Raw genomic sequence first — 24,327 nt, 5'->3', positions numbered from 1 at the left:
GCTCCCACAGGATCGCCATGGCAGGGTTCGGACTCCCCAATTTCGGTCAGCTCACCGAAGCCTTCAAGAAGGCCCAGGAGATTCAGCAGAACGCTCAGGCCCTGCAGGACGAACTGGACGGGATGGAGATCGAAGGCAAGAGCAGCGATGGCCGCGCCAGCGTTTGGCTGTCGGGCAACCAGCAACCCCTGCGGGTACGACTGGACCCAGCCCTACTGCAGGAGGGCCAACAGGCCAGCGAAACGGCCACCCTTGAAGCCCTGCAGGCGGCCTATGAGCAATCCACCGCCACGATGAAGGGCCGGATGGAAGAACTCACCGGTGGCCTGAATCTCAACCTCCCCGGGATGGGCGGCTGAGGCTGCTCTGCTCGATCAACGCGGCCTTGTAGAGGGCATAGCGTTCCCAGTCCGTGGACACACCGCAGCCGGGCTCACCGCGATGCAGGCAGTCGCGGAAGCGACAGGGCCAGGGATCAAGTTGCTGCCGCAGCTCCGGAAAGAGAACCCCCAGTTCCTGGGGGTCATCCGACAGATCGGGGCGGTTGAACCCGGGTGTATCAGCCACCCTCGCGCTCGGCCCCAGGGGAAACAGCTCGACGTGGCGGGTGGTGTGGCGCCCGCGCTGCAGTCGACCGGACACCGCAGCCGTGCGCAGTTGAAGGTCAGGGCGCAACTGGTTCAGCAGGCTGCTCTTGCCCACCCCAGAAGGCCCACACAGCACCGAAAGCTGCGCACCAGCCAAACGCTGCCGTAAAGCATCAATGCCGGTTCCGGCTGCACTGGACAGCGCCAGCGGGTCATAGCCCCACCCCTGCAACCGGGTCACAAGCCGCTCGAGCGCTGCAGCTGAGAGGAGGTCTGTCTTGGTGAGCAGAAGGATCACCTCCAGGCCGGTCCGTTCCGCCGTCAACAGAAAGCGACTGGCCTGATCAGGGTCAAAACTGGGCTGTTCCACTGCCAACACCACAGCCACCAAGGAGACGTTGGCCACCGGTGGGCGTGTGAGAAAACTGTGGCGTGGTTCGACCTCGGCCACCACGGCACGCCCCTGGCCTGGATCAATGGCCTCAACGCGAACCCGATCGCCCACGTAAACGGCTTCACCCCGATGGCTGAGCCGGGTGCGACGGGTGCAGAGCAGCCGCCCCGGGCATCCATCAGGTGCGACATCCAGCTCCACCTCCAGGTAGTTGGCCTGGAGCGCCACCACCATCCCGGATGCCACCGAACGGGCGGTGTCAGCCACCGCAGATCACCTCGATGGTGATGGCATCCGGCATTTGATCAATGCACTCCACACGATGGCCTGCATCCCTCAGGCCTGGAAGAACCATGGCCTCAGGCTCACCCCGATCAAGGCAGACCTCAAGACAGTCACCGCTACTCATCTGCTCGAGGGTGAGCTTGCAGCGAATGAAATTCACCGGACAGGGCGTTCCCCGCAGATCCAGGGAACGCCTGCTCATCCCTTCTGACCGAACAAGCGAGCAAACAGACCACTGTTGTGGTGGTGGTGTTGCTTGCCGCGGGCGGAATGGTGACCCGCCAACTGCTCGAGGAGGTCCCGCTCCACATCACTGATCCGCTTGGGCAGATCCACGGTGACCGTCACGCGCTGATCGCCCCGTGCCACTGGATTTCCGAGCTTGGGAATGCCCAGATTCGGCAGGGTGAGCACCGTGCCGGGCTGGGTGCCGGCGGGGATCTCCAGCTCCTTGCTGCCATCCACGGTTTCCACCTCAATGGTGTCGCCAAGAATCGCCTGGAGGTAGCTGACCTTGACCTCCGAGAAGATGTTCAGGCCATCCCGCTGCAAGCGCGGGTGATTGCGAACGGTGAGGAACACGTAAAGGTCACCGGACGGGCCTCCCCGGGGTCCGGCGTTGCCTTCGCCGGTCACACGAAGCCGTGTTCCGGTGTCGACCCCGGCAGGAATGTTGATCCGCAGCTTCTTGCGCACCTGTTTGACACCCTGGCCACCACAGGACCCGCAGGGATCCGGAATCACCTGGCCCGTGCCTCCACAGTTGGGGCACTCGGCGACCTGGGTGAAGCTGCCGAAGGGAGTCCGGGTGGCACGGCGCACCTGCCCGGCACCGCCACAGGTGCCGCAGGTGGTGGGCCCACTGCCCGCTTTGGCACCGCTGCCGCCGCAGGTGTCGCAGGTCTCCAGATGCGGGATCTTGATCTCCTGCTCCTGACCAAACACCGCCTGCTCGAAATCGATGGTCAGGTCGTAACGCAGGTCATCCCCCTGCTGAGGGCCCTGACGCCGCGGCCGACCAGCTCCAGCACCCCCGGGTCCACCGAAGCCCTGAAAAAACGTCTCGAACAGATCCGCGAATCCGCCCATGTCCCCCATGTCGGGAGCACCGGCCGCACCACCAAGTCCGGCTTCACCGAACTGGTCATAACGGGCCCTGGTCTGGGGATCACTGAGCACCTCGTAGGCGCGGCCGATTTCCTTGAAACGATCTTCAGCTCCCGGATCCTTGTTGATGTCGGGGTGGTACTGACGCGCCATGCGCCGATAAGCCCGCTTGAGGCTGTCGGGATCCACATCCCGGCTGACGCCGAGCAGGTCGTAGAAGTCGGCCATCAGGCCTCCTCCGCCGTCTGATCCGGTGCCGCTGCGGCCTCAGCAGGCGCTGACGCTTGATCGGATGGTCCTGGACCCATCGACACCTTCACCATGGCGTGGCGCAGCACACGCCCATCGCGGTGGTAGCCGCGCTGGAGCTCCTCACACACCACGTCCTCAGCGAACTCGCTGCTTTCCTCCCGCAGCACGGCCTCATGCAGGTTGGGGTCAAACTCCTGGCCAACCACTTCCATCCGGGCCACCCCCTGCTGCTTCAGCACCTCCACCAGTTGCTTGTACAGACCCTGGTAGCTGCGATGCAGCGCCTGGGCTTCCTCGCCTTCAGGATTCAGCTGCTGACGGGCCCGCTCGAAGTTGTCGACGACGGGAAGAATCTCCGTGAGGGTCGAGCAGACCAGCTGCTGACGCATGTCGTCCTGGTCGCGACTCTGACGCTTGCGGAAGTTGTCGAAATCCGCCGCAATGCGCATGTATTGGCTGTTGAGCGTCTCGTGCTCCTGCTTCAACGCGCTCAACTCCTGCTCGAGCTGCTGCATCCGATCGGCCGGATCCACCGCTGCAGGAGCCTGTTCAGACGTCGCCTCGGGCGCATCAGTAGCTGACTCCGGCGTGGCTGGAACAGCACCGGACTCAACGGTCTGGTCCTGCTCTGGGGTGGAGGCGTCGCCGCTCATGCTGACCGCTCAGGGATTGCTGTCTAGACATGTTGAAGGGCAACGCTTACCTCCCACAAGCTGCGGAAGCCCGCACCTCAGTCGACATCCATGACTCTGACGCTGCCCACCCCCGATGCCGGCGACACTTCACGGCAGCGTTTCGCCCTTGAATTGCTGTTGCAGCAACCGGTTCCGGGCCCAGAGCAACTGCTGGCAAGCCGCAAGCTGCTCAACGACGCCCTCCCGGACGTCAGCCCGGATCAATGACGGGCACAACGGTCGTCGAACGATCGACCGCCTGATGCTGAAACTGCCACTGTTCGGCGAACTGATCCTGATGACAGCGACAGCTCAGTTCTGCCGCATCTTCAGTTCGCTCACGCGGGCCGGTGTGCCGATCCTGATGTCGATGGAGATCTCGAGTGAAACCGCCGGCAACGCGATCATTTCCGACGCCATCCTTGCCTCGCGCGGCATGGTGCAGGAGGGGGTGCTCCTGAGCAATGCGCTGATCCGTCAGAAGGTGCTGCCCGACATGGCCCTGAACATGCTGGCCATCGGCGAGGAGACCGGTGAGATGGACAAAATGCTCAGCAAGGTGGCGGACTTCTACGAAGACGAAGTCAGCGCCATGGTCAAGGCGCTCACCTCGATGCTCGAGCCCGCGATGATTGTGGTGGTGGGCGGAATCGTGGGATCCATCCTGCTGGCGATGTACCTGCCTATGTTCACCGTGTTTGATCAGATCCAGTGAGCCCTGCAGCGATGGCCTGGCCCGCCAGCCAACCGCCGCTCCAGCAAGCCTGAAAGTTGAAACCGCCGGTCACCCCGTCCACATCAAGCAGTTCACCCGCCAGGTAGAGACCGGGGCAGCGGCGGCTCTCCATCGTGGCCAGGTTGACCTCCCCCAAGGCGACACCGCCGGCGGTGACGAACTCCTCCCCAAAGGGTCCTCGTCCCTGGATCGGCACAAGCTGCGCACAGAGCAGCTCCACCAATCGACGCTCCGCCTTGATCGGCAGATCCGCCCAACGGCGCTCTGGCTCCACCCCAGCCATGGTCAAAAAGGCTTGCCACAACCGCCGAGGCAGATGGTCGAAGGGCTTCGCGGCTGCAATGTTTCGCCGGGCCTGCTCCTGTCGCCATTGCTGAAACCGCTCGGTCAGCCCCGACCGTCCCAACCCAGCGCTCCAATCCAATTTCAGCTCACCCTTGTAGCGGTTCTGATGCAGGGCCCTGGCGGCAAAGGCTGAGAGGCGCAACGTGGCGGGTCCACTCAGACCGCGATGGGTGATCAGCACCCGCCCGGTCTGGCGGAAGCGCTGATCGCCCAGCTTGAGATCAAGGCCCACATCGTCGATGGCAATGCCACTGCAGGCCGACAGGGCCGGTGCCTGCAGGGCAAGGCTGAACAGCGATGGCACCGGCGGCACCACCTTGTGGCCGAGGGCTGCCGCCAGGTTTCGGCCACTGGGATGCCCCCCCGTTGCCAGCATCAAGCAGCCCCCATGCAGAGGCTCGAGGCCGCGGCCCTCGAGCACAAACCCCCCCTCAGGGTGAACGCGCACCTGCTGGACCATCGCCTTCGTGCGCAGCTGGACACTCGACGCCCTTGCCGCCTTCTGCAGGCACTGAATCACGGCCTCAGAACGGTTCTGCTGCGGGAACATCCGTCCATCAGGTTCCTCCACCAGCGTGAGCCCATGCTCGTCAAACCAGGCGATCGCATCGCCACAGGCGAAGCGACTGAAGGGGCCCCGCAGGGGTCGACTGCCACGGGGGTAATGGGTCGCTAGTTCACGGGGGTCCCAGCAGGCATGGGTCACATTGCAGCGACCGCCACCGCTGATGCGCACCTTCTGGAGGGGCTCAGGGGTGCCTTCCAGCACGAGCACCCGCCGAACCCCCTGCTCAGCGGCAGTGATCGCCGCCATATACCCGGCAGGACCACCGCCAACAACGATCAGATCAAGCGGGCTGGAAGCGGAGGGCGACACCGTTGTTGCAGTAGCGCTTGCCGGTGGGTCGCGGTCCGTCATTGAACACGTGGCCCTGGTGCCCACCACAACGGCTGCAGTGGTATTCCGTGCGCGGCAGGATCAATTTGAAATCTACTTTCGTGGCGATGGCTCCATCCAGAGGCTGCCAGAAGCTGGGCCAGCCGGTGCCGCTATCGAATTTGGCCTCCGACGAAAACAAGGCTGCATCACAACCAGCGCAGTGATAGGTGCCGGAACGCTTCTCCCCATTGAGCGGACTGGTGAAGGGGCGTTCCGTTCCCTCATTGCGCAACACGTCATAGGCCTGGGGAGACAACCGCTCACGCCACTGGTCGGCATTGAGATCCCACGAGGCATCGCCAGCTTTGGATGCCGCCAGCACAGGCTGAGGTCTCCAGAGACTGCCAAACACCCCTGCCATTGCCGCCAACAGCAGCGATCGACGTGACAGAACGGCGGCACTCAAGCTCATCGGTGCTGAAGCGGGAATCTCGGGCGGTTCTAATGGATTGATGACTGCCTCCGGATCCACCGCTGCCTACCGCTTCAGTGTGGCCCCAATGCTGGATTGCACCGACCGCCACTTCCGGGTGCTGATGCGGCAGATCACCTGCAGGGCCCTGCTCTACAGCGAAATGGTGGTGGCCCAAGCGCTGCACCACAGCAAGCGACGCAACAAGCTGCTGGACTTCGATCCTGTGGAGCATCCCATTGCCCTGCAGGTGGGGGGGGACGACCCAAGCCTGCTCGCCGAGGCGGCACGACTGGCGCAGGACTGGGGCTACGACGAGATCAACCTCAATGTGGGTTGCCCCAGCCAGAAGGTGCAGGCCGGGAATTTCGGAGCCTGCCTGATGGCGGAACCGGATCTGGTCGCCCGCTGCGTGGAAGCCATGGTGGACGCAGGGGGACTCCCCGTGACCGTGAAGCATCGGATCGGCATTGACGATCTGGACAGCGACGCGCTGCTGACGAACTTCGTGGATCGGGTGGCGCTGGCGGGGGCCAGCCGCTTCGCTGTTCACGCCCGTAAGGCTTGGCTCGAAGGCCTCGATCCCAAGCAGAACCGGACGATTCCCCCGCTGCAGCATGAGCGCGTAATGGCGCTTAAGCAACGCCGCCCCAACCTGGTGATTGAACTCAACGGGGGGCTGGAATCCCCTGAAGACTGCCTTCAGGCACTGGAAGGGTGCGATGGCGCCATGGTGGGCCGAGCGGCCTACAGCCATCCCCTGCGCTGGACCAGCGTCGATGCCCTCATTTTCGGGGAAGAATCACGCCAGACCCTGGCGTCAGACGTTGTGAACGGACTGCTTCCCCATGCGGCCGCCCATCTGGAGCGAGGAGGCCGAATCTGGGACCTCTGCCGTCACCTGGTGCAACTAGTGGAAGGCGTCCGGGGAGCGCGGCACTGGCGCCGGGAGCTGGGGGAGAAAGCCCAGCGCCCAGGGGCCGATCTGGATGTGCTGCTCAATGCCGGGCAGCAGCTCAAGGACGCAGGGCTCTGATCAACGGCTGAGGTCAGCCCTCAGCTCCGCCATAACCGGAATAGTCCTCGCCACCGCCACTGGAGGATCCACGGCGACGACGGCTGCGCCCTTCGTCGTAGGCATTGCCCTCCCCAGCGTTGTCGCGGGCGCCATAGCTGCGGTCTTCCCAGCCCCGTGCACCGGAGGGACGATCACCACCGCCACCGCCGTAACCACCGCCACCGCCACCACCGCGATAGCCGCCACCGCCACCGCCGTAGCCACCACCGCCGTAGCCACCACCGCCGCCGCCACCACCGCCGCCGCCATAGCCGCCGCCACCACGACGGGGGGCGCTGCCGCGGGGCTCCGCTTTGTTGATCCGCAGAGGACGGCCCATCAGTTCGGCACCCTGCAGCCCCTCAATCGCTGCCTCTTCGGTGGACTCATCGGCCATCTCAATGAAGGCAAAACCACGCTTACGGCCTGTATCCCGCTCAAGGGGCAGCGCGCAGTTGGTGACTTCACCGAACTGGGCAAACAGTTCGATCACATCTTCCTGCTCAGCGCGGAAGGGAAGGTTGCCGACAAAAATGCTCACGTTTTGCGTGGAACGGGTACGAAACAGTGGACCGATGAGGCCTTGAACATTGCCAACGGGCCATGACTCCGGAACGAAGTGACATACCTCTGGCTGATTAAGCGTAGACCCGGTTATGGGTGAGAGTCATCCCACCGGCTGAGTTCCGTTGAAACGCTGTAACCAGCGCTGAAGCTGTTCATCAACACGCTCAAATCCTGTCCCCCCTTCACTGCGACGGGCGGCCACAACAGCACGGGGAGCCAAGGCGTCGTGCAGATCCGCCTCAAAGGCCGGGTGGAGTTCCTTCCAGGCACTCAGATCAAGGTCCCGCAACAGACATCCCTGCTCCAGACAGCGCCGGACGACAGCACCGACCAATTGATAAGCCTCGCGAAATGGAACACCGCGAGACACCAGATAGTCGGCAACATCCGTTGCGTTGGAGAAATCCTGCTCCACCGCTTCATTGAGGCGCTCGACCCTGAAATCAAGGCCCTCCTCAAACAAAATCGCCATCGCCTCAACACAATCACGTGTTGTGCGGAAAGCATCAAACAGCGCCTCCTTGTCTTCCTGAAAATCCTTGTTGTAGGCCAGAGGAAGACCCTTGATCATGGTCAGCAATCCCTGGAGATGTCCGAAGACCCGTCCGGTCTTGCCCCGAACCAACTCAGGCACATCGGGATTCTTCTTCTGAGGCATCAGGCTGCTGCCCGTGGCACAGCGGTCGCTGAGCCGCACGAAGCCGAATTCCTCGGACGCCCAGGCGATCACCTCTTCCGCCAGACGGCTGAGGTGCACCATCACCAAGGAGGCGGCAGCGGAGAACTCAACGCAGAAATCGCGGTCACTGACCGCATCGAGGCTGTTGGCATAAACCTCTGAAAAACCGAGCTCCTTCGCGGTGCGCTGGCGATCAATCGGAACCGGCGTACCCGCCAGGGCGGCAGCGCCAAGCGGGCAGATGTTCACGCGTTTCCGCACATCCTGAAGTCGCTCACGGTCGCGCTCCAGCATCTCGACATAGGCGAGCAGGTGATGGGCGAGACAGAGCGGCTGAGCCCGCTGCAGGTGGGTGTACCCAGGAATCATGGTGCGGCGATGGCGATCCGCCTGGGTCAGCAACGCCCCCTGCAACCGCTGCAGATCCTGATCCAAGCCATCCAGCCGTCGCCGCAGCCAGAGGCGGAGGTCAGTCCCAACCTGATCGTTGCGGCTGCGTCCGGTGTGCAACTTCTTGCCCACGGGACCGAGCAAGGCAATCAGCCGGCGTTCCACAGCGAAATGAACGTCCTCATCAGCCAGGCCGGGCTGGAAACTGCCTGATGCCGCCTCAGCACGAACGGTCTCCAGACCCTCCACCAGCTGCTCAGCTTCCGCTTCCGTGATCACTCCGACACTGGCGAGCATCCGGGCATGGGCGATCGACCCATCAAGATCCTCCTGAAGAAGGGTCAGGTCAAAACCGATGGAGGCGTTGAACGCCTCGATGAAGGGATGCAGACCCTGCTCAAAACGATCGCTCCAGGTGCCTGCTGCACCACCGGTCACCCCACCAGCCATCAATTCATCCGTCGATTTCCTCAGCTTGTCAGGCGATTGACCGTCCCTGCACACTCGGCAGCGTGACCGCCTCCGGAACTTTCAGCACCACAAGCGACGCGTCGTCCTCCAGCTGACGATCCGGACCAACAAAACGGTCCAAGCGTTCAAACAGGCTTTCAAGAATTCCCTGCGCTCCCTGACCACTGCGACAGGCCGTTTCAAGGGCACGAATCAGCCGCGCTTCGTCGAAACGATCGCCCGTGATCCCCGGTGCTTCGGTGACGCCATCGGTGTAGTAGAGCAACACGTCTCCCGGTTCAAGGCGAATCTCGCCAAGTGCGAACTCAGCTTCGGGTTGGAGACCGATCAGCAGCCCAGCCGCATCGAGCCGCATGATCACCCGTCGCTCGGCGCGCCAAAGCAGGGGCGGATTGTGGGCCGCATTGGCATAACGCAGCCGCAGCGTGCGCGGATCCAGGTCGGAATAAAACAGCGTCACAAACCGGTGCGACTGCGCCAGGTCTTCCTGCGCCAGCTGGTTGAGGTCGTGAAGAATCCGATCCGGTGGCAGACCGCTGAGAACCTCCGCACGCAGCATCCCGCGCAGCATCGTCATCAGCAAACCAGCGGGCACGCCCTTGCCCATGACATCACCCATCACCAGGGCCCAGCGACCCCGCTCACGGCGTCGACCGATGAGTTCCGGACGGGTGGGGATGAAGTCGTAGTAGTCACCGCCCACCTGAAATGCAGGCCGACAGCGCGCGGCCAGATCAACGCCCTCGATCACGGGGCAACGATCCGGCAACAACTGGGCCTGAATCTCTGCACCGATACTGAGTTGTCGATCCACCCGCTCATGCCGGCGGGCGTCCTGCAGCATCTGATCGTTTTCGATCGCAACGCCAGCAAGATCCGCCACCAACTGAACGTGCCGACGGTGCACCTCGGTCCAGACCATCGAGCGGTTACGGGCGTACACGTAAAGGCGGCCCCGCGTCCGACCACGAGCCGTCACAGACGTGGCAAACAAAGCCGCTTTGGGAAGGCAGCGTTGCACCAGCCGGTCGAGCGCCAGCAGCTGCTGATCGTCGCTACCGAAGCCCACGGCAGAGCCGGGTTCAAAGGCTGCCAAACGCCGCAGCAGATCCTGGGACGACTCAGCTGGAGTCCCCTGCAGCTGATCACGCCAGAGGCGACCATCCGACTGAAACGGAACAAGCAAGGCCCCCTCAACACCCACCAGACGCGAGGCCACCACAGGCACAAGCTCAAGAAAGCGCTGGAGGTTGGTGAAGCTGCGGAGGGCAAACCCTAGGGAGACCAACAGATCCTGATTGCGGCGCTGTTCGCTGCTGAGGCTGTCAAACAGCTGACGCAACGAGGCCATCGCCTCGGGCGAGGGGTTCCCGGTCCGCTGCGCAGAGCTGGGATGACGTCCGGGCGGCTTGCTGCTCAACCTCGCACCCCCAGGGTCCGCAAGGTAGCAACGCTTCAGCGTCCAGCCAGCAGAGCCTCAACGAATTCAAAACTGTTGAAGGGGCGCAAATCGCGAATCCCTTCCCCAGCGCCGATGAAACGAATCGGCAATCCAGCCTCAGACGACACCGCCAGCGCGACGCCGCCACGGGCCGTGCCATCGAGTTTGGTGATCACAACGCCGGTAAGACCTGCCGCCTGGGCAAAGGCCATGGCCTGGCGAAGCCCGTTCTGACCCTGGCTGGCATCAAGAACCAGCAGGGATTCAACCTTCGCCTCCGGCGCCAAACGGTCGATGATCTTTCTGACTTTTTGGAGTTCCTCCATCAGGTTGTGCTTGGTCTGCAAGCGTCCGGCGGTGTCCACCAACAGCAGATCAGAGTTGCGCGAGCGAGCGGCACCAATCGCATCGAAGACAACGGCAGCGGGGTCGGCGTTGCTGCTGGGGTTGGACACCACTGGAACATCACTGCGCTCTCCCCAGACCTCAACCTGCTGGACAGCTGCAGCCCGGAAGGTGTCGGCGGCCGCGATCAGAGCTGAATAGCCGCTGCGAACAGCAAGGTTGGCAAGTTTTCCAAGGGTGGTGGTCTTACCAACCCCATTCACCCCCACCATCAACCAGATGTTGAGGCGATCCCGTTCGGGCGCCAGAAGAGGAACACCACTGGCCTGGATCGGGGCATCCAGCAGGCCACGCAGTTGATCCTTGAGGAAGCGAATCCCCTCCGCAGGATCCACCACCTCCTCATTCATCCGCTGTCGCAGGGCATCCAGCACCTGATCGGTGGCCTGGACGCCAGCGTCCGCCCTCAGCAGGAGGGTTTCGAGATCGTCGAGAACCTCCGGCGTCAGCGGGTCGTCACCGAGATTCTCCAGAAGGCTGGTGACAAAACCCTGACGGGTCTTTTCAAGACCGCGGCGAAGCCGACCCAACCAATCGATTTCCTCGAGGGAAACCTGATCGACGCGACGGCCCTGGGCTGCAAGCACTTCGGCAGACCAGGTGAAATCCTGATCAAAGTCACCCAACTGCGGCTCTTCTGAGTCGACAGCTGGCGCAGGGGTGGGAGCCGGCGTGGGTGCAGGGGGAGCCTCAAGAGCCCTTTCATCCAGATCCTGCTGACGCTGCTGGCGTTGAGCCGCGGCCTGCTCCAACAGCGACAGTCCAGGGGCTGGTGCTGGAGACGGCGTGGGTAGAGGTGATGGAGACGGCGTGGGTAACGGTGCCGGTCCTGGAGTTGGGGTTGGTGAAGGTGTAGGCGCTGGTTCTGGACTGGGCGCAGGGGTGGGCTGGGGGGCCGCTTTGGCGACAGAGGCCGCGGCCTGTTGTTGAGCCTTCAGCCGGGCATAAGCCTCACGGGCCCAAACCAGAGCCTCATCCTCTTCCTCACTGGCTGCAGGGGCTGGAGTCGGCTCCGGCGCCGCTGAAACGGGGGCATCAGTCCCACCAGCCATCGGTTCAGGCGTCGGCGCGGGGGTGGGCGTCGGCTCCGGCGTCGGTGACTCCTCTGCCTGTCGTTCGAACCAGTTGAACACCATCAGGCCGATGCTTTCGATTGAGCGTCATGGAAGCGACGCAACACACCATTGATCATCCGGCGACCCTGCTCATCGCTGTAACGGTTGGCCAGCTCAACCGCCTCGTTGAACGCCACCGGAGCGGGAGTACGCAGGCTTTCCAAGTCAACGACAGCCAACCGGAGGATGTCTCGATCGATCCGCGGAAGCCGGGTCAGTCTCCAGCCCTCCATCACCTGATCCAACCGTTTGTCGATGCCCTCGCGCTGGGTGAGCACCTTCTGAACCCGCTCCATGGCGCCGCGGCGAATCTGCTCCTGGTCGCCAAGCAGCAACAGCCGAGGCAACTCAAGGCTGGCTGACAAACCATTCAGCACCTGTTCAGCGGAACTCAAAGAGGCGCGCAGATGGGTGCGGACGGTGTCATGGGTTCCTGGTTCGCCCTGCTGTAGCTCGCTGTCCAGCAGGGACTGCTGCGCCTGATCGAGCTCTGCAGCACTGGCATCAAGGGACTCACGCCAGTGCTGGGTGAGGGTGTCGAGGGCCTGGTCCAGGATCGAATCAAGGGCCAGGTCAGCAACTGAGGCTGACTTCTGTTCCGGCACCTGACCAAGCACCAGCAAGGCCAGCTCGCGTGTAAGGGATCGTGTGGCCATGACTCAGCTGGAAGGAGATGCAGAAGCCCGTAACTGGGCCATGAGGCTGGAGAAACTCCGATTCACAGGAGCTTCACGATCATCGGGGTTGACGATGCCGGCCGAAATAATCGTTCGGAAAGCTTCTTCAACGCTGATCTCAAGCTCTCGGACGGATCCAGCTGGAACAAGGGTGTACCAACCGGTGGTGGGATTCGGAGCAGTGGGAATGAAGACACTCAACAGGGGCTCCTTCAGATCGGATTGAAGTGAAGGCCCCACCTCCCCGGTGACAAAACCAACGCTGAACAACCCCTCCCGTGGGTACTCAACGAGAACAACACGACGGAAGCGGGAGGAGTTGTCGCGGAAAAAGGTCTCAAGCAGCTGCTTCAGCGTCTTGTAAACCGATCCAGCCAGGGGAATCCGGCTCAAGGTGCCTTCACCGAACTCCAACAGCCAGCGACCCACGATGTTTCGGGCCATCAGGCCGATCAGAAGGATGCCCATCAGAGGCACCGTGAGACCGAGAGCCAGATTGATCAGATCCTGAAGCAGTGGATTCAGGGTGATGAACGGATTGAACTGCTTTGGTATCGAGGTCAGGAACGCCAGAACAAAGCGACTGACGATCGTTGACAGCCAAATCGTTGTCGCCAGCGGGATGACCACCAGCAACCCTGCAATCAGGTCGTTTTTCAGATCCTGCCGAAGCCTTGCGGACAGCGGCAGATCAGGTCTGGGATTGGACTGGACCAAGGAGCTACTGCGCCCAGCTTTGAGTGAAGTCTGACCAACCTAACCAGCGGTCAGAGCACTGCCGTGAACGCAAGGAGCGCAAAGGCAATCGCAAGAACCACAGCCGTGATGGTTCCACCGATGAACCGCTGCTGGGATTCACGGGCCTGGCCAGCCTCAACGGTCTTGAGCTGGGCCTCCATCTGGGCGATCTGATCGTCCACCATCTTTTGTGCAGCCCGCAGCTTGTCGTCCTCGGTAGCATCGGCAGCGAGTTGACCGGCCTGGGCCAGCTGCTCACCAAGGGAGGTGACTTGCGCTGCATCGGCTCGGAAGGCTCGAGCATCCTTCAGCGCTTCGCGGCCCTGATCCAGATTGCGCTGACGGGCCACGTCACCCGCACCCCCATCCAGGGACATGGGCACGGCAATCACCATGCCGAGGGCCAACAGCGCTGAAAGGACGGCGATCAGCAGACGCAAAGGAGTGCGCTGCTGATGGGGGTGATCCAGCCGTGATCCGATCAGGCAGATCAACAAACCGCCAAATCCCAGAGGAGCAAGGGCCACCAGCGGTCCGGTGACCTGCGGGCGTGGAGCATCCGCACCCCAGTCGACACCGACAAGAACAGCCAGCATCTGCAGGACGAGGATCACCACGAGGGTCAAACCAAGCCAGCGCAGCAAGGGAGCAAGCCGTCCTGTCTCAGTGCCGGTCACAGAGAAGATGCTGATAAGCGCCCAACCTTAAGGTCGATGCAAGGGCATGTCACCGATCAACAAACTCGTTTAAGCGAGGCTCTGAAGCGCCGCGCCGCTGAGGAAGGGTTCAATCCCGTTGGCATTGCCAGAATCCCGGGAAGTCCTCGGCTGCAGCTGCGCACCAAAGCTCTGCAGCGCTGGTTGGACCATGGTCATCAAGCTGACATGGCCTGGATGGCCGCCCCCCGTCGGCGAGACCCCAGGCTGCTGTTGGACGGAGCCAAGAGCCTTCTCGCCGTCGGCCTCAACTATTACGTCGACGCTGAACCCTCCCCCGGCTCCCTCAAAGTCGCCCGCTATGGCTGGGGGCGTGACTATCACCGGGTTGTGGATCAACGGCTGCGACGGATCGGTCGTTGGCTTTCGGAACAACGGCCCGACTGCGGTTGGCGCGCCTGTGTTGACGCCACACCGCTGCTGGACAAGGCCTGGGCTGAGGAAGCCGGCCTGGGCTGGATCGGCAAGCACAGCAACCTGATTCACCCCGAACGGGGCTCCTGGATGGTGATCGGCCATCTGCTGACAACGGAGCCCTTGAACGCCGACCCACCAGCCCGCAGCCTCTGTGGACGCTGCAGCGCCTGCATCGATGCCTGCCCCACGCATGCGATCCGTGAACCTTTTGTGGTGGATGCAAGGCGATGCCTGGCCTTTCACACGATCGAAAACCGTGAGGACGACTTACCGGAAAACATTCGCGCCGCCCTTGGACCGTGGGTGGCGGGCTGTGACATCTGCCAGGACGTCTGCCCCTGGAACCACCGAAGCTTGCCCCAAAGCAGTGATCCCGAGGTGCAGCCACGCCCATGGCTGCTGAATCTGCAGAAGGAGCAGATCCAGAGCTGGGACGACAGCGTCTGGGACCAAAACCTGCGGGGATCGGCGTTGCGACGGATCAAACCCTGGATGTGGCGTCGCAACGCCGCTGCAGCACAACCGGATCCCACACCTACGCTTTAGCGACTCCACCCTCGCTCCAGTGCTGCGTCGAATTGGCTTGCGTCGAACGCTGGCGGCTGCACTGGTCGTTCTGGGGGGTTGGTTCGGCGCCCCAGCAGCCAACGCCCTGATCCCCTACGTCTATCTGCCCACCGAAGCGGAACTCAAGGGCTCATCAATCGGCATCGGTCGGACTGCTGCACAGCTGCTTCAGCTGGGGCAAGCCAAGGACGCAGCACGACTGGCGGCTCTGGCGGTGCGGCTCAACCCCAATGACGAACGGTTCTGGTCGATCCTTGCGGAGGCTCAACTGCGCAACAACGACCTCAAGGACGCAAGCCGATCTCTGGCCCGAGCCAAGCAGCTGAATCCTGAAAAAGCCGGCCTGTGGTTCGCCGAAGCAGCGATCGCCCTGCGGGCGGAGCGACCGGACGATGCCGTTCCCTTGATTACCCGCGGACTCCAATTGGATCCGAACGACGCTTCGGCCTATTTCGAGCTCGGCAACGCCAGGATCATGCAGGGCGAACTCCCTCTGGCCCTGAAGTCGTTCGAACAAGCCACAGCCCTGAAGCCGGAGTTCTGGGAAGCCCTGAACAACCAGGCCCTAGTGCTTTTTGAGATGGGCCAGCGGCAGGAAGCCGTGCGGCGTTGGCGCCGGGTGTTGAAGCTGGAGACCAACGCAGAACCGATGCTGGCCCTGGCCGCAGCGCTGCATCAACAGGGTGAGCAGACCGAGGCGATCCAGCTGGCATCCACAGCATTGGCCAAGAACCCCAACTACGTCCTGCCCCTGCATCAAGCCGAACAGCTTTGGGGTGTGCGCATCCGTGAGGCGACGGCAGAATTGCTTAGCGAGCCGCAGCTCACCAACAGCGTGGAACGAGCCCAAGCCAACGCAACGTGGAAGAAAAGCCAGTGATCATCTGTAGGCTGAGCGCCTTCCGGTCGGAGAGCGACAGACCGAATGGCTGAGGAGCGCGTTGAACCGATCGCCCTGCATCAGGAGATGCAGCGCTCCTACCTCGAATACGCGATGAGCGTGATCGTGGGTCGGGCGTTGCCCGATGCCCGCGATGGTCTCAAACCCGTCCAGAGGCGGATTCTGTACGCGATGCAGGAACTGGGGCTCACCCCAGACCGTCCCTATCGGAAATGCGCGAGGGTTGTCGGTGACGTCCTCGGCAAATACCACCCCCACGGTGATCAGGCCGTTTACGACGCCTTGGTGCGGCTTGTTCAGAGCTTCTCCAGCCGTCATCCACTGCTCGACGGCCATGGCAATTTCGGCTCGGTGGATGACGACCCACCGGCGGCCATGCGGTACACCGAAACCCGCCTGGCGCCGATCTCTCACCAGGCGATGCTGGAGGAGATCGGTGAAGACACGGTTGATTTCGCACCGAACTTCGATGGGTCCCAACAGGAACCCACCGTTCTTCCAGCCCAGCTTCCCTTCCTGCTGCTGAACGGCTGCTCCGGCATCGCCGTTGGCATGGCCACCAGCATTCCCCCGCACAACCTGGGAGAGGTGGTGGATGGCCTGATCGCCCTGATCCGCAAACCGGAACTGAGTGACGAAAAACTGCTGGAGCTGATCCCAGGGCCCGACTTCCCCACAGGCGGTGAAGTGCTGATCAGCTCAGGCATGCGGGACACCTACCTGCATGGACGCGGCAGCATCCCGATGCGAGGCGTGGCCCACACCGAAGAGGTGCAACCGGGCAAAGGGCGCCACAAACGCAATGCCGTGGTCGTCACCGAACTGCCGTACCAGCTCAGCAAGGCCGGCTGGATCGAAAAACTGGCGGAGTCCGTCAATGACGGAAAAATCGGCGGAATTGCAGACATCCGCGATGAAAGCGATCGCGAAGGCATGCGTGTGGTGGTGGAGCTTCGTCGCGATGCAGATCCCGAGAAGGTGCTGAAGGATCTGCAACGGCGAACGGCACTGCAGAGCAACTTCGGAGCCATCCTTCTCGCCTTGGTGGATGGACAACCCCAGCAACTGTCGCTGCGCCAACTGCTGCAGACCTTCCTCGATTTCAGGGAACTGACCCTGATCCGGCGCACCAGCCATGCCCTGCGCAAGACCGAAGACCGGCTTGAGGTGGTGGAAGGACTGATCACAGCCCTGAGCAACCTTCAAGCTGTGATCGCCATGATTCAGGAGGCGAATGACGCCGCCTCAGCCCGCGCCAGCCTGATGGTGCGTCTCGACCTCAGCGAGCGGCAGGCGGATGCGGTGTTGGCCATGCCCCTGAGGCGCCTGACCGGACTCGAGCAGGAAAGCCTGCGCCAGGAGCTGGATGAGCTTCGAGCGGAACGTCAACGCCTGAAGTTGCTCCTGGACAACCGGGATCAGCTGCTGGACGCGATGGTGACAGAGCTCAAAGCGTTGAAAAAACGCTTCAGCACCCCGCGGCGAACCCGCCTGGTGGAGGGCGGTGATGCCCTGATGGCCGAACGGGCGGCCAGCCAACGGCCGAACACGGAACTTCTGCGTCAGCAGGCCCTAGCTGCACTGCCCGGAGATGGTCGGGTACTGATCCAGGCCGATGGCCAAGTGAAGATCGTCACCCCCCAGGTGCTGGGCCGACTGCACCTCAATGATCCTTGCCCCATTGGTGATGCACCATCTCCGGCACGGGTGATCCTGCCGATCGAGCCACCACCACGACTGTTGGCAGTAAGTGCGGGGGGACGCATCGCCCAGGTGCGCTGGGAATTTGCTGGACAGCAACCCGGCCCGATTGACCGATTCCTGCCCACGGGCCTCGACGGGGACCCCATCGTTTCGCTGCTGTCGCTTCCCAGCCAAAACATCGACGACCTGAGTCTGGGCTTGCTCAGCAGCGATGGACGCTTTAAGCGGCTCCCCCTCAGCGAAGTAGTGGACCTTTCCGGTCGGGCCACCAGCGTTCTCAAGTTGAAAGAGGGAGTCGAGCTCAACAGTGCAGTGATCTGCCGCGATAAAGGAACACTGGTGCTGATCAGCGACATCGGTCGCCTGCTGCGACTGCGAGTCACTGAAGATTCACTTCCGTTGATGGGTCGATTGGCACAGGGACCCATGACCATGCGATTGCTCCCCGGGGAACAGATCGTTGGAGCCGTCTGCACGGAACAGACCCCACTGATGCTGATCACCAGGCAGGGAGTAATCGTGCGAATCGACTGCTCAGGCCTGCGCTACAACCAGCGGGGCGATCTCGGCAGCATGGCGGTGCAGATTGATGCGGAATCTGATCGCCTGGTGGGCATCAGCACTGGACCCGGTCTTGTGGGTGTGCGTACCAGCAAGGATCGTCACGGGCGCTTGGATCCGGACAACATCAACGTCTCAAAACCCAGAGACAAACCCACGGAGCAGGCGTCTCTTCAGATGGGAGAGACCATCGTTGATGTGATCAACGCCATTCAACCGAATCCCTAAGCCCCGATCAGGAGCGGCAATTCTGCTCCAACCACTGGAAATAATCTTCGTCGATTCCACCGGTCACATAGTGGCCATCAAAACAAGACATCTCGAGATCCTTGATCTCAGTGTTCTCCACAATGCTTTCCAGCAGGTTCTCAACGGTCTGATAAACAACATGATCAGCCCCGAGAACATCTGAGATCTGCTCACTGGTTCGGCCGTGGGCAAGGAGCTCCGCCCGGGTTGGCATGTTGATCCCATAAACATTGGGATAGCGAACCGGTGGAGCAGCCGAAGTGAACGTCACCTTGTTGGCACCAGCGCTGCGTGCCATCTGAACAATCTCGCGGGATGTTGTTCCACGAACAATCGAATCGTCGACAATCAGAACATTCTTCCCGGCGAATTCAGTTCCGAGAGCATTGAGCTTCTGCCGCACTGACTTCTTCCTTTCAGCTTGACCCGGCATGATGAAGGTGCGGCCGACATAGCGGTTTTTATAAAACCCTTCTCGATACTCAAGACCCAATTGTTTGGCCACCTGCATCGCCGAGGGTCTGGCTGAATCAGGAATCGGCATCACAACATCAATATCACCAGCCGGCAATGTTTCAGCGATGGTCTTAGCCAGACGATCACCCATCCGTAGACGCGACTCGTACACCGATATGCCGTTCATAACGGAATCCGGCCGCGCCAAATACACGTACTCAAAAGCACAGGGAATCAAACGAGGAGATTCAGCACACTGACGCTGGTGCAAGTTCGAATCAGCGTCGATGAACACCGCCTCGCCGGGATCAACATCGCGAACGATCTCGTAACCACTGTTTTCAATCACAAGCGATTCGCTGGCGACAATCCACTCCTCACGACCCTGGTCGGACAACCGCCTGCCGAGAATCAGGGGACGAATTCCATAGGGATCCCGGAAGGCCAGCATTCCGTGGCCCGCAATCAAAGCAATCGCCGCGTAGGAGCCCTGAACGCGGTGATGAAGTGACGCCACCGCATCAAACAACTGATCCGGTGTGAGATCACGTCCTGTGAGTTGGGATTGAATCTCCGTGGCCAACACATTGACCAGCATCTCCGTATCGCTGGTGGAATTGGTGTGACGACGATCAATCTTGAACAGATCCTGCTCAAGCTGAAGGGTGTTGGTGAGATTGCCATTGTGAACGAAAGTGATGCCATAGGGGGCATTCACATAGAACGGCTGAACTTCCTCTTCTGACGCAGCAGCTCCACGGGTGGCATAACGAACGTGACCGATCCCAGCATTACCCAGCAGCTTTCGCATGTCTCTTGTGCGAAAGGCTTCACGCACACGTCCCCTTTGTTTGTGCACGTGGAAGGTGTGATTGTCCATCGTGACAATCCCTGCCGAGTCCTGACCGCGGTGCTGAAGCAGAAGCAGATTGTCGTAGATCTGTTGGTTGACCGAGTCAACACAGAACATTCCGATAATGCCGCACATGATGAATCCGAAGTCAGAGAGATAAGGAAGAGAAACGACCGTCAGGCAACGCCTGACTCAATCACTCCGAATGCATCCGTCGGGGCAACGCATCACGGAAAACAGCAGCACAGCGTTGCACCTCAAGATCAAGCTGAACGGCTGATTCGGATCGGATCACCAATCGAGGCTCCGCAGTCACGCTGCCCAGCTGGGTGACGCAAAGCGCTGGCTTGGATCCGATCAACTGCTCCCATGCAGGGAGGGATGCTGCATTCACCGACACAATCACCCGGCTGCCACCTTCGGCGAACAGAACCCGCTCAAGGCGCGCTGAGCCTGTGGACAAGGTCACGCTGATGCCAAGATCAGAAGCGATGCAGGATTCGGCCAACGCCACGGCCAAGCCGCCATCACTGCAATCGTGGGCGGAGGCCAACAAACCTTGAGCAATGGCCTCACGCACCAAATGCCCCACCGCTGCTTCGAGGGCAAGATCGGGCTTGGGCGGTCGTCCGGCCAAGGAGCCAAGGGTCTGCTGCTGATAGGCACTGCCGGCCAAACCAAGGCTGGGATCGGCACCATCCTCCGGGGGAACACCGATGAGGAAGATCGCATCGCCAGGCTGTTGCCAGGCCAAGCCAGTCACACGGCTGATGTCATCCACACCACCAACCATGCCGATCACCGGCGTGGGGTGGATCGGTTGCATCGTGCCGTCGTCCTGTTTGGTCTCGTTGTAGAGCGAGACATTGCCTCCAGTGACGGGAGTGTTGAGGGCACGGCAGGCATCGGAGATCCCGCGACAGGCCATGGCCAGCTGCCAGAAGCCCTTGGGTGTTTCCGGTGACGGGAAATTGAGGTTGTCGGTCACCGCCAGGGGCTCCGCCCCCACACAACTCAGGTTGCGTGCCGCTTCGGCAACGGCCGCCTGAGCGCCGCGTTCGGGATCCAGGGCAACCCAACGGTTGGGGCAGTCCACCGTGGCAGCAACACCACGATTGGATCCGGCCATGGATCCATCGCCTTGCTGAGGTCTCAACCGCACCACGGCGGCATCAGCGGCTCCAGACGAGACCACCGTGTTGGCCAGCACCTGCTGGTCGTACTGACGGTGAACCCACTGCTTACTCGCAATGGTGGGGTCATCCAGAAGCTGAAGCAGGGCTGCCGCTGCATCACTCAGCTCCGGAAGCTCCTGCTCGGTCCAGCTCCAGAGCGCCTGAAGGTCTGCCGGGGGCTCCTGCAACAGGGCATGTTTTTCGATTGGAGTGTCATCGGCAAGAGCCGTGGCCGGCACCTCAGCGGCGACGGCACCGTGATGCAACACCCGCACAATCGGTTCCTGGAGCACCTTGCCCACAACCGCCGCCTGCAGGCCCCAGCGACGGAAGCGCTGCATCAAGGCGTCCTCCCGGCCGGCCTTCACCACGAACAACATCCGTTCCTGGGATTCCGACAACAGGAACTCGTAAGCCGTCATCCCGGTTTCACGGGCCGGAACACGGTCGAGATCCAGTTCCACCCCCAGGCCCCCTTTGGCAGCCATTTCCGAACAGCTGCAGGTGAGACCAGCGGCGCCCATGTCCTGAGCAGCCACCACATCACCACTGGCGAAGGCATCAAGGCAGGCTTCGATCAGCCCTTTCTCCAGAAACGGATCACCCACCTGAACGGCGGGGCGATCATCGAGGGAATCGGCACTGAGCTCAGCACTGGCAAAGCTGGCTCCCCCCATGCCGTCCCGACCGGTGGTGCTGCCCACGTACACCACAGGATTGCCGACGCCGATCGCACCGGATTTGACGATCTCCTCGGTCTCCATCAGGCCAAGGGCCATGGCATTTACTAACGGATTGCCGGAATAGGAGGGATCAAAAGCCACCTCGCCACCCACCGTCGGGACACCAACGCAGTTGCCGTAATGGGCAATGCCGGCCACAACGCCTTCCATCAAGCCAACGTTGGCGGGATCCTCAAGAGGGCCGAAGCGCAGAGCGTTCAGCAGCGCGATCGGACGGGCCCCCATCGTGAAGATGTCACGCAGGATGCCGCCCACCCCTGTGGCTGCCCCCTGAAAGGGTTCGACGGCGGAGGGGTGGTTATGGCTTTCGATCTTGAAGGCCAACCGATGGCCCCCACCGAGATCCACCACACCAGCGTTTTCGCCGGGTCCCACAAGGATGCGTGGTCCCTCCGTGGGGAAGCCACTCAGCAAAGGCCGGGAATTGCGATAACAGCAGTGTTCGGACCACATCACACCGAACATGCCCAGTTCGGCTCGATTCGGCTCGCGGCCGAGACGCCGACAGATCTCATCCCAGTCACTGGGCTTGAGCCCTTCCTGCTTCAGGGCTGCAGCTATGTCGTACGCAGGGGAGGAAACCACGAATCGCGGAGCACCTCCCCCCAGTGTTGCCGACCGCCCGTCAGACCCAGGGATCTTCGTCGTCGCGACGGTGGCGAGAGGGGGGCTCATCCCAGCTTTCGTCGTCCCAGACTTCAGGTCCAGACACCTCTCTTGGTTCGTCCTCGTCGTCGGATCTGAAGCGCACGCTTTCCGATCGCAGCTCATCGATGGGCGAGTCGTCCAACCAACCCTCCAGGCGATCGCTGGCCCGATCACCCATGGAACGCAACTGGTCCCGCCAGTGTTGGGTGCGTTGGAGCAGATCGTGCCGAACGCTGGCGCGGGCCATGGGCAGATCGTCCAATCCCATCAGCCCGGTTTGGATCTGACCCGGTTGTTGATCAAGGATGCGATCGGGAGCCAAACGCCATCGGGAACTCCCCGGCAACCGCGGGTCGCTGCGGGCGATCAGGTAGTGAAGAATCGCGCCATCGGCAGGTCGAAAATCAAGGTCCACAACGCTGCCGATCCGCTCACCGTCACGATCCAGCAAGGCTGCATCCATCAGCGTGGGCAAGCGCTCCAGGGTCACCTGATCGGTGACCGCCGGCTCGCCACGGACAAACACCTGTTGATCGCTCAAACCACAACACTGGTTCAAACGCCAGACATCCCGTGACATGCGCAGGGCTGATGGACGGCTGACCCAGCCCAGAAGACGATGCACCGGCGGATGCATCCAGGCCATGACCCCAGGCCCGTGATCCAGACCCAGATCACAACGAACCGTATGACTCAGAAGATCACTGAGAAGCAGCTGATCCGGTAGCGACACATCAGGAACGAATCTGAACAGGCATCACCAGATAGGTGAAGGCTTCGGACGCTTCCTCGGAACGGAGCACAGCCGGCGTGGTGGGCGCGTTGCAGTGCAGAACAATCCGATCAGAGCCCATGGCTTTCAGGCCATCCAGCAGATAGCGAACATTGAAGGCGATCTGCATGGCGTCACCCTCCAAGTTGGAGGAAAGCGATTCAGAGCCACTGCCCACATCCTGCGCATCGGCACTGATCTGGACAACACCGTCCTCAGGCTGACTGCTGAATTTCACAACGTTGTTGTGTTGATCAGCGAGAACAGCAATCCGCTCCAAAGCAGCGATCAGGGCGCGACGGTCCATTCCAAAGGTGCGGGTGAAACCATCGGGGATCAGCTGGCCGTAATTGGGATAGGTGCCTTCCAAGGTGCGGCTGGTGACCATTTGATCGGCCGCAAGAAACACCACCTGGCCTCGATCACAGAACAAACTGACCGGTTCATCGGACCGCCAGGACGCCATCAGCCTCTCCACCTCCCGCAGTGAGCGCGATGGAAGCGTCACGGCGAACCCCTCGTCGTCCACCGCATCGGTCACGGCCGCATCCTGCAGGGCATCTTCAACATTGAGCACGGCAAGGCGGTGACCATCGGTGGCAGCCGCTTCCAGAGCTCGCTGGTTGAACTTGAGATGCACGCCGGTGAGCAGTTGCTTCGCTTCATCAGCACTGCTGGCAAACAGGGTGCCTTTGAGCGCCTGCACCAACCTTTCAGGTTGCAGCTTGAGCGTCATGCCGCTCTCCACCATCGGAAGATCGGGGTAGTCGTCAGCGCTCATGCCGCGCATCTGATAGCTGCCGCTGAGGCTGGTGAGCTGAACCTGCTCACCGGAATCGTCTACGGCGAGGGTGACTGGAGAATCGCTGGACAAGCGGGACACGATCTCTCCCAGCAGCCGGGCCGGCAGTGTGATGGCACCGCTGGTTTCCACACTGGCTGCGAGGGAGGTCTGAATTCCCAGGCTCAGATCAAAACCGGTCAGGCTGAGGCGGTTGCTGCCGGCATCGGCGGTGAGCAACACATTGGCCAAAACCGGGTGCGTGGGGCGTGTGGCGACTGCACGGCTCACCAATTGCAGAGCGCTATTCAGTTCGGACTGTGAACAGACCACCTTCATCGTCCTAAAGACCTGAGCGCGCTGAGGTGTCCCACGGTTTCACAGGCTGAGGGGAAGTGCAATGGCCAACGCTTCGGGAGCCTTTGTTCGGCTGTTTGGTTCTTATGGATTTAAAAAATAAAAAACAAAAACAGCCGTCGTAGGGCCTGGGGAAAAGGGGGAAAGGAGCTCAG

23 protein-coding genes and 1 pseudogene are annotated in these 24,327 nt (G+C 61.8%); 7 read left to right on the top strand and 17 right to left on the bottom strand.

Features of this window, described 5'->3' with window-relative positions:
• Window positions 1-17: 17 nt before the first annotated feature.
• Window positions 18-359 (top strand): YbaB/EbfC family nucleoid-associated protein, encoded by a 342-nt coding sequence (locus tag SynM161_RS00120; protein ID WP_011363068.1) that lies wholly within the window; start codon window positions 18-20, stop codon window positions 357-359.
• Here the strand turns inward: SynM161_RS00120 and rsgA are convergent.
• From rsgA to grpE, 4 genes are read right to left on the bottom strand one after another with little or no spacing between them, the layout of a single operon-like run.
• On the bottom strand, window positions 334-1,215 hold the full coding sequence (rsgA, locus tag SynM161_RS00115) for a ribosome small subunit-dependent GTPase A (RefSeq protein ID WP_186542303.1): 882 nt from the start codon (window positions 1,213-1,215) through the stop codon (window positions 334-336). The genes SynM161_RS00120 and rsgA overlap by 26 nt on opposite strands.
• A 25-nt stretch (window positions 1,216-1,240) precedes the next feature.
• Window positions 1,241-1,468, bottom strand: coding sequence for a sulfurtransferase TusA family protein (locus SynM161_RS00110; RefSeq protein ID WP_186541605.1), 228 nt, complete (start codon window positions 1,466-1,468; stop codon window positions 1,241-1,243).
• Window positions 1,465-2,601 (bottom strand): molecular chaperone DnaJ, encoded by a 1,137-nt coding sequence (gene dnaJ / locus SynM161_RS00105; protein WP_186541604.1) that lies wholly within the window; start codon window positions 2,599-2,601, stop codon window positions 1,465-1,467. Before dnaJ ends, SynM161_RS00110 begins: the two co-directional genes overlap by 4 nt.
• Window positions 2,601-3,278, bottom strand: a complete 678-nt coding sequence (gene grpE, locus SynM161_RS00100; protein ID WP_186541603.1) for a nucleotide exchange factor GrpE — start codon at window positions 3,276-3,278, stop codon at window positions 2,601-2,603. The genes dnaJ and grpE overlap by 1 nt, the downstream gene beginning before the upstream one ends.
• Before the next feature lie 90 nt (window positions 3,279-3,368).
• On the opposite strand from grpE, the gene SynM161_RS00095 reads away from it, so the two are divergent.
• Both SynM161_RS00095 and SynM161_RS00090 read left to right on the top strand, forming a co-directional pair.
• Window positions 3,369-3,527 (top strand): general secretion pathway protein GspE, encoded by a 159-nt coding sequence (locus tag SynM161_RS00095; protein ID WP_186541602.1) that lies wholly within the window; start codon window positions 3,369-3,371, stop codon window positions 3,525-3,527.
• A 4-nt stretch (window positions 3,528-3,531) separates the two neighbouring features.
• Window positions 3,532-4,014 (top strand): annotated as a pseudogene (locus SynM161_RS00090) (type II secretion system F family protein); the annotation flags it as partial.
• Here SynM161_RS00090 and SynM161_RS00085 read toward each other — a convergent pair.
• Window positions 3,989-5,257, bottom strand: a complete 1,269-nt coding sequence (locus SynM161_RS00085) for an NAD(P)/FAD-dependent oxidoreductase (RefSeq protein WP_186541601.1) — start codon at window positions 5,255-5,257, stop codon at window positions 3,989-3,991. The pseudogene SynM161_RS00090 and the gene SynM161_RS00085 sit on opposite strands and share 26 nt — an antisense overlap.
• Window positions 5,229-5,732, bottom strand: coding sequence for a peptide-methionine (R)-S-oxide reductase MsrB (gene msrB, locus SynM161_RS00080; RefSeq protein WP_186541600.1), 504 nt, complete (start codon window positions 5,730-5,732; stop codon window positions 5,229-5,231). Before msrB ends, SynM161_RS00085 begins: the two co-directional genes overlap by 29 nt.
• A 40-nt stretch (window positions 5,733-5,772) precedes the next feature.
• Between msrB and dusA the strand changes: the two genes are divergently transcribed.
• Window positions 5,773-6,768: a tRNA dihydrouridine(20/20a) synthase DusA gene (gene dusA / locus SynM161_RS00075; protein WP_186541599.1), complete on the top strand. Its 996-nt coding sequence runs from the start codon at window positions 5,773-5,775 to the stop codon at window positions 6,766-6,768.
• 13 nt (window positions 6,769-6,781) lie between these two features.
• Here the strand turns inward: dusA and SynM161_RS00070 are convergent, their stop codons facing one another.
• The 7 genes from SynM161_RS00070 to SynM161_RS00040 all read right to left on the bottom strand — a co-directional run bounded on the left by SynM161_RS00070 (window position 6,782) and on the right by SynM161_RS00040 (window position 13,949).
• Entirely contained in the window at window positions 6,782-7,330 is a 549-nt protein-coding gene (locus SynM161_RS00070; RefSeq protein WP_186541598.1) for an RNA-binding protein, read from the bottom strand.
• A gap of 126 nt (window positions 7,331-7,456) precedes the next feature.
• Entirely contained in the window at window positions 7,457-8,875 is a 1,419-nt protein-coding gene (gene argH, locus SynM161_RS00065; RefSeq protein ID WP_186541597.1) for an argininosuccinate lyase, read from the bottom strand.
• A gap of 28 nt (window positions 8,876-8,903) precedes the next feature.
• Window positions 8,904-10,316 carry a PP2C family protein-serine/threonine phosphatase gene (locus SynM161_RS00060; protein ID WP_186541596.1) on the bottom strand — a complete coding sequence of 471 codons (1,413 nt, stop codon included), beginning with the start codon at window positions 10,314-10,316 and terminating at the stop codon, window positions 8,904-8,906.
• A gap of 35 nt (window positions 10,317-10,351) precedes the next feature.
• Complete coding sequence (gene ftsY, locus SynM161_RS00055; protein WP_186541595.1) at window positions 10,352-11,878, bottom strand: signal recognition particle-docking protein FtsY; 1,527 nt, start codon at window positions 11,876-11,878, stop codon at window positions 10,352-10,354.
• The gene (gene nusB, locus SynM161_RS00050) at window positions 11,878-12,513 is read right to left on the bottom strand and encodes a transcription antitermination factor NusB (protein ID WP_186541594.1); all 636 of its coding nucleotides are present in this window, start codon (window positions 12,511-12,513) and stop codon (window positions 11,878-11,880) included. Before nusB ends, ftsY begins: the two co-directional genes overlap by 1 nt.
• Before the next feature lie 3 nt (window positions 12,514-12,516).
• On the bottom strand, window positions 12,517-13,251 hold the full coding sequence (locus SynM161_RS00045) for a DUF502 domain-containing protein (protein ID WP_006849770.1): 735 nt from the start codon (window positions 13,249-13,251) through the stop codon (window positions 12,517-12,519).
• 50 nt (window positions 13,252-13,301) lie between these two features.
• The gene (locus tag SynM161_RS00040) at window positions 13,302-13,949 is read right to left on the bottom strand and encodes an HpsJ family protein (RefSeq protein WP_186541593.1); all 648 of its coding nucleotides are present in this window, start codon (window positions 13,947-13,949) and stop codon (window positions 13,302-13,304) included.
• Window positions 13,950-13,985: 36 nt separating this feature from the next.
• Between SynM161_RS00040 and queG the strand changes: the two genes are divergently transcribed.
• Genes queG through SynM161_RS00025 form a run of 3 tightly spaced genes read left to right on the top strand, consistent with a single transcriptional unit; the run spans window position 13,986 to window position 18,366 of the window.
• A complete protein-coding gene (gene queG, locus SynM161_RS00035) occupies window positions 13,986-14,951 on the top strand; it encodes a tRNA epoxyqueuosine(34) reductase QueG (protein ID WP_186541592.1) in 966 nt (321 codons plus the stop codon).
• A 37-nt stretch (window positions 14,952-14,988) separates the two neighbouring features.
• Window positions 14,989-15,852 (top strand): tetratricopeptide repeat protein, encoded by an 864-nt coding sequence (locus SynM161_RS00030; protein WP_255441812.1) that lies wholly within the window; start codon window positions 14,989-14,991, stop codon window positions 15,850-15,852.
• A 45-nt stretch (window positions 15,853-15,897) separates the two neighbouring features.
• The gene (locus tag SynM161_RS00025) at window positions 15,898-18,366 is read left to right on the top strand and encodes a DNA topoisomerase (ATP-hydrolyzing) subunit A (protein WP_186541590.1); all 2,469 of its coding nucleotides are present in this window, start codon (window positions 15,898-15,900) and stop codon (window positions 18,364-18,366) included.
• Window positions 18,367-18,373: 7 nt separating this feature from the next.
• Here the strand turns inward: SynM161_RS00025 and purF are convergent, their stop codons facing one another.
• The 4 genes from purF to dnaN form a co-directional block, all read right to left on the bottom strand.
• Window positions 18,374-19,831, bottom strand: coding sequence for an amidophosphoribosyltransferase (purF, locus tag SynM161_RS00020; RefSeq protein ID WP_186541589.1), 1,458 nt, complete (start codon window positions 19,829-19,831; stop codon window positions 18,374-18,376).
• A 61-nt stretch (window positions 19,832-19,892) separates the two neighbouring features.
• The gene (purL, locus tag SynM161_RS00015; RefSeq protein WP_186541588.1) at window positions 19,893-22,199 is read right to left on the bottom strand and encodes a phosphoribosylformylglycinamidine synthase subunit PurL; all 2,307 of its coding nucleotides are present in this window, start codon (window positions 22,197-22,199) and stop codon (window positions 19,893-19,895) included.
• Window positions 22,200-22,239: 40 nt separating this feature from the next.
• The gene (locus SynM161_RS00010; RefSeq protein WP_186541587.1) at window positions 22,240-22,995 is read right to left on the bottom strand and encodes an RNA methyltransferase; all 756 of its coding nucleotides are present in this window, start codon (window positions 22,993-22,995) and stop codon (window positions 22,240-22,242) included.
• A gap of 1 nt (window position 22,996) precedes the next feature.
• The gene (gene dnaN / locus SynM161_RS00005; protein ID WP_186541586.1) at window positions 22,997-24,154 is read right to left on the bottom strand and encodes a DNA polymerase III subunit beta; all 1,158 of its coding nucleotides are present in this window, start codon (window positions 24,152-24,154) and stop codon (window positions 22,997-22,999) included.
• Between the last annotated feature and the right edge of the window lie 173 nt (window positions 24,155-24,327).

This window comes from Synechococcus sp. M16.1 (genome assembly GCF_014279895.1).
Taxonomy (GTDB): domain Bacteria; phylum Cyanobacteriota; class Cyanobacteriia; order PCC-6307; family Cyanobiaceae; genus Parasynechococcus.
This window is presented reverse-complemented; position numbering and strand designations above follow the sequence as displayed.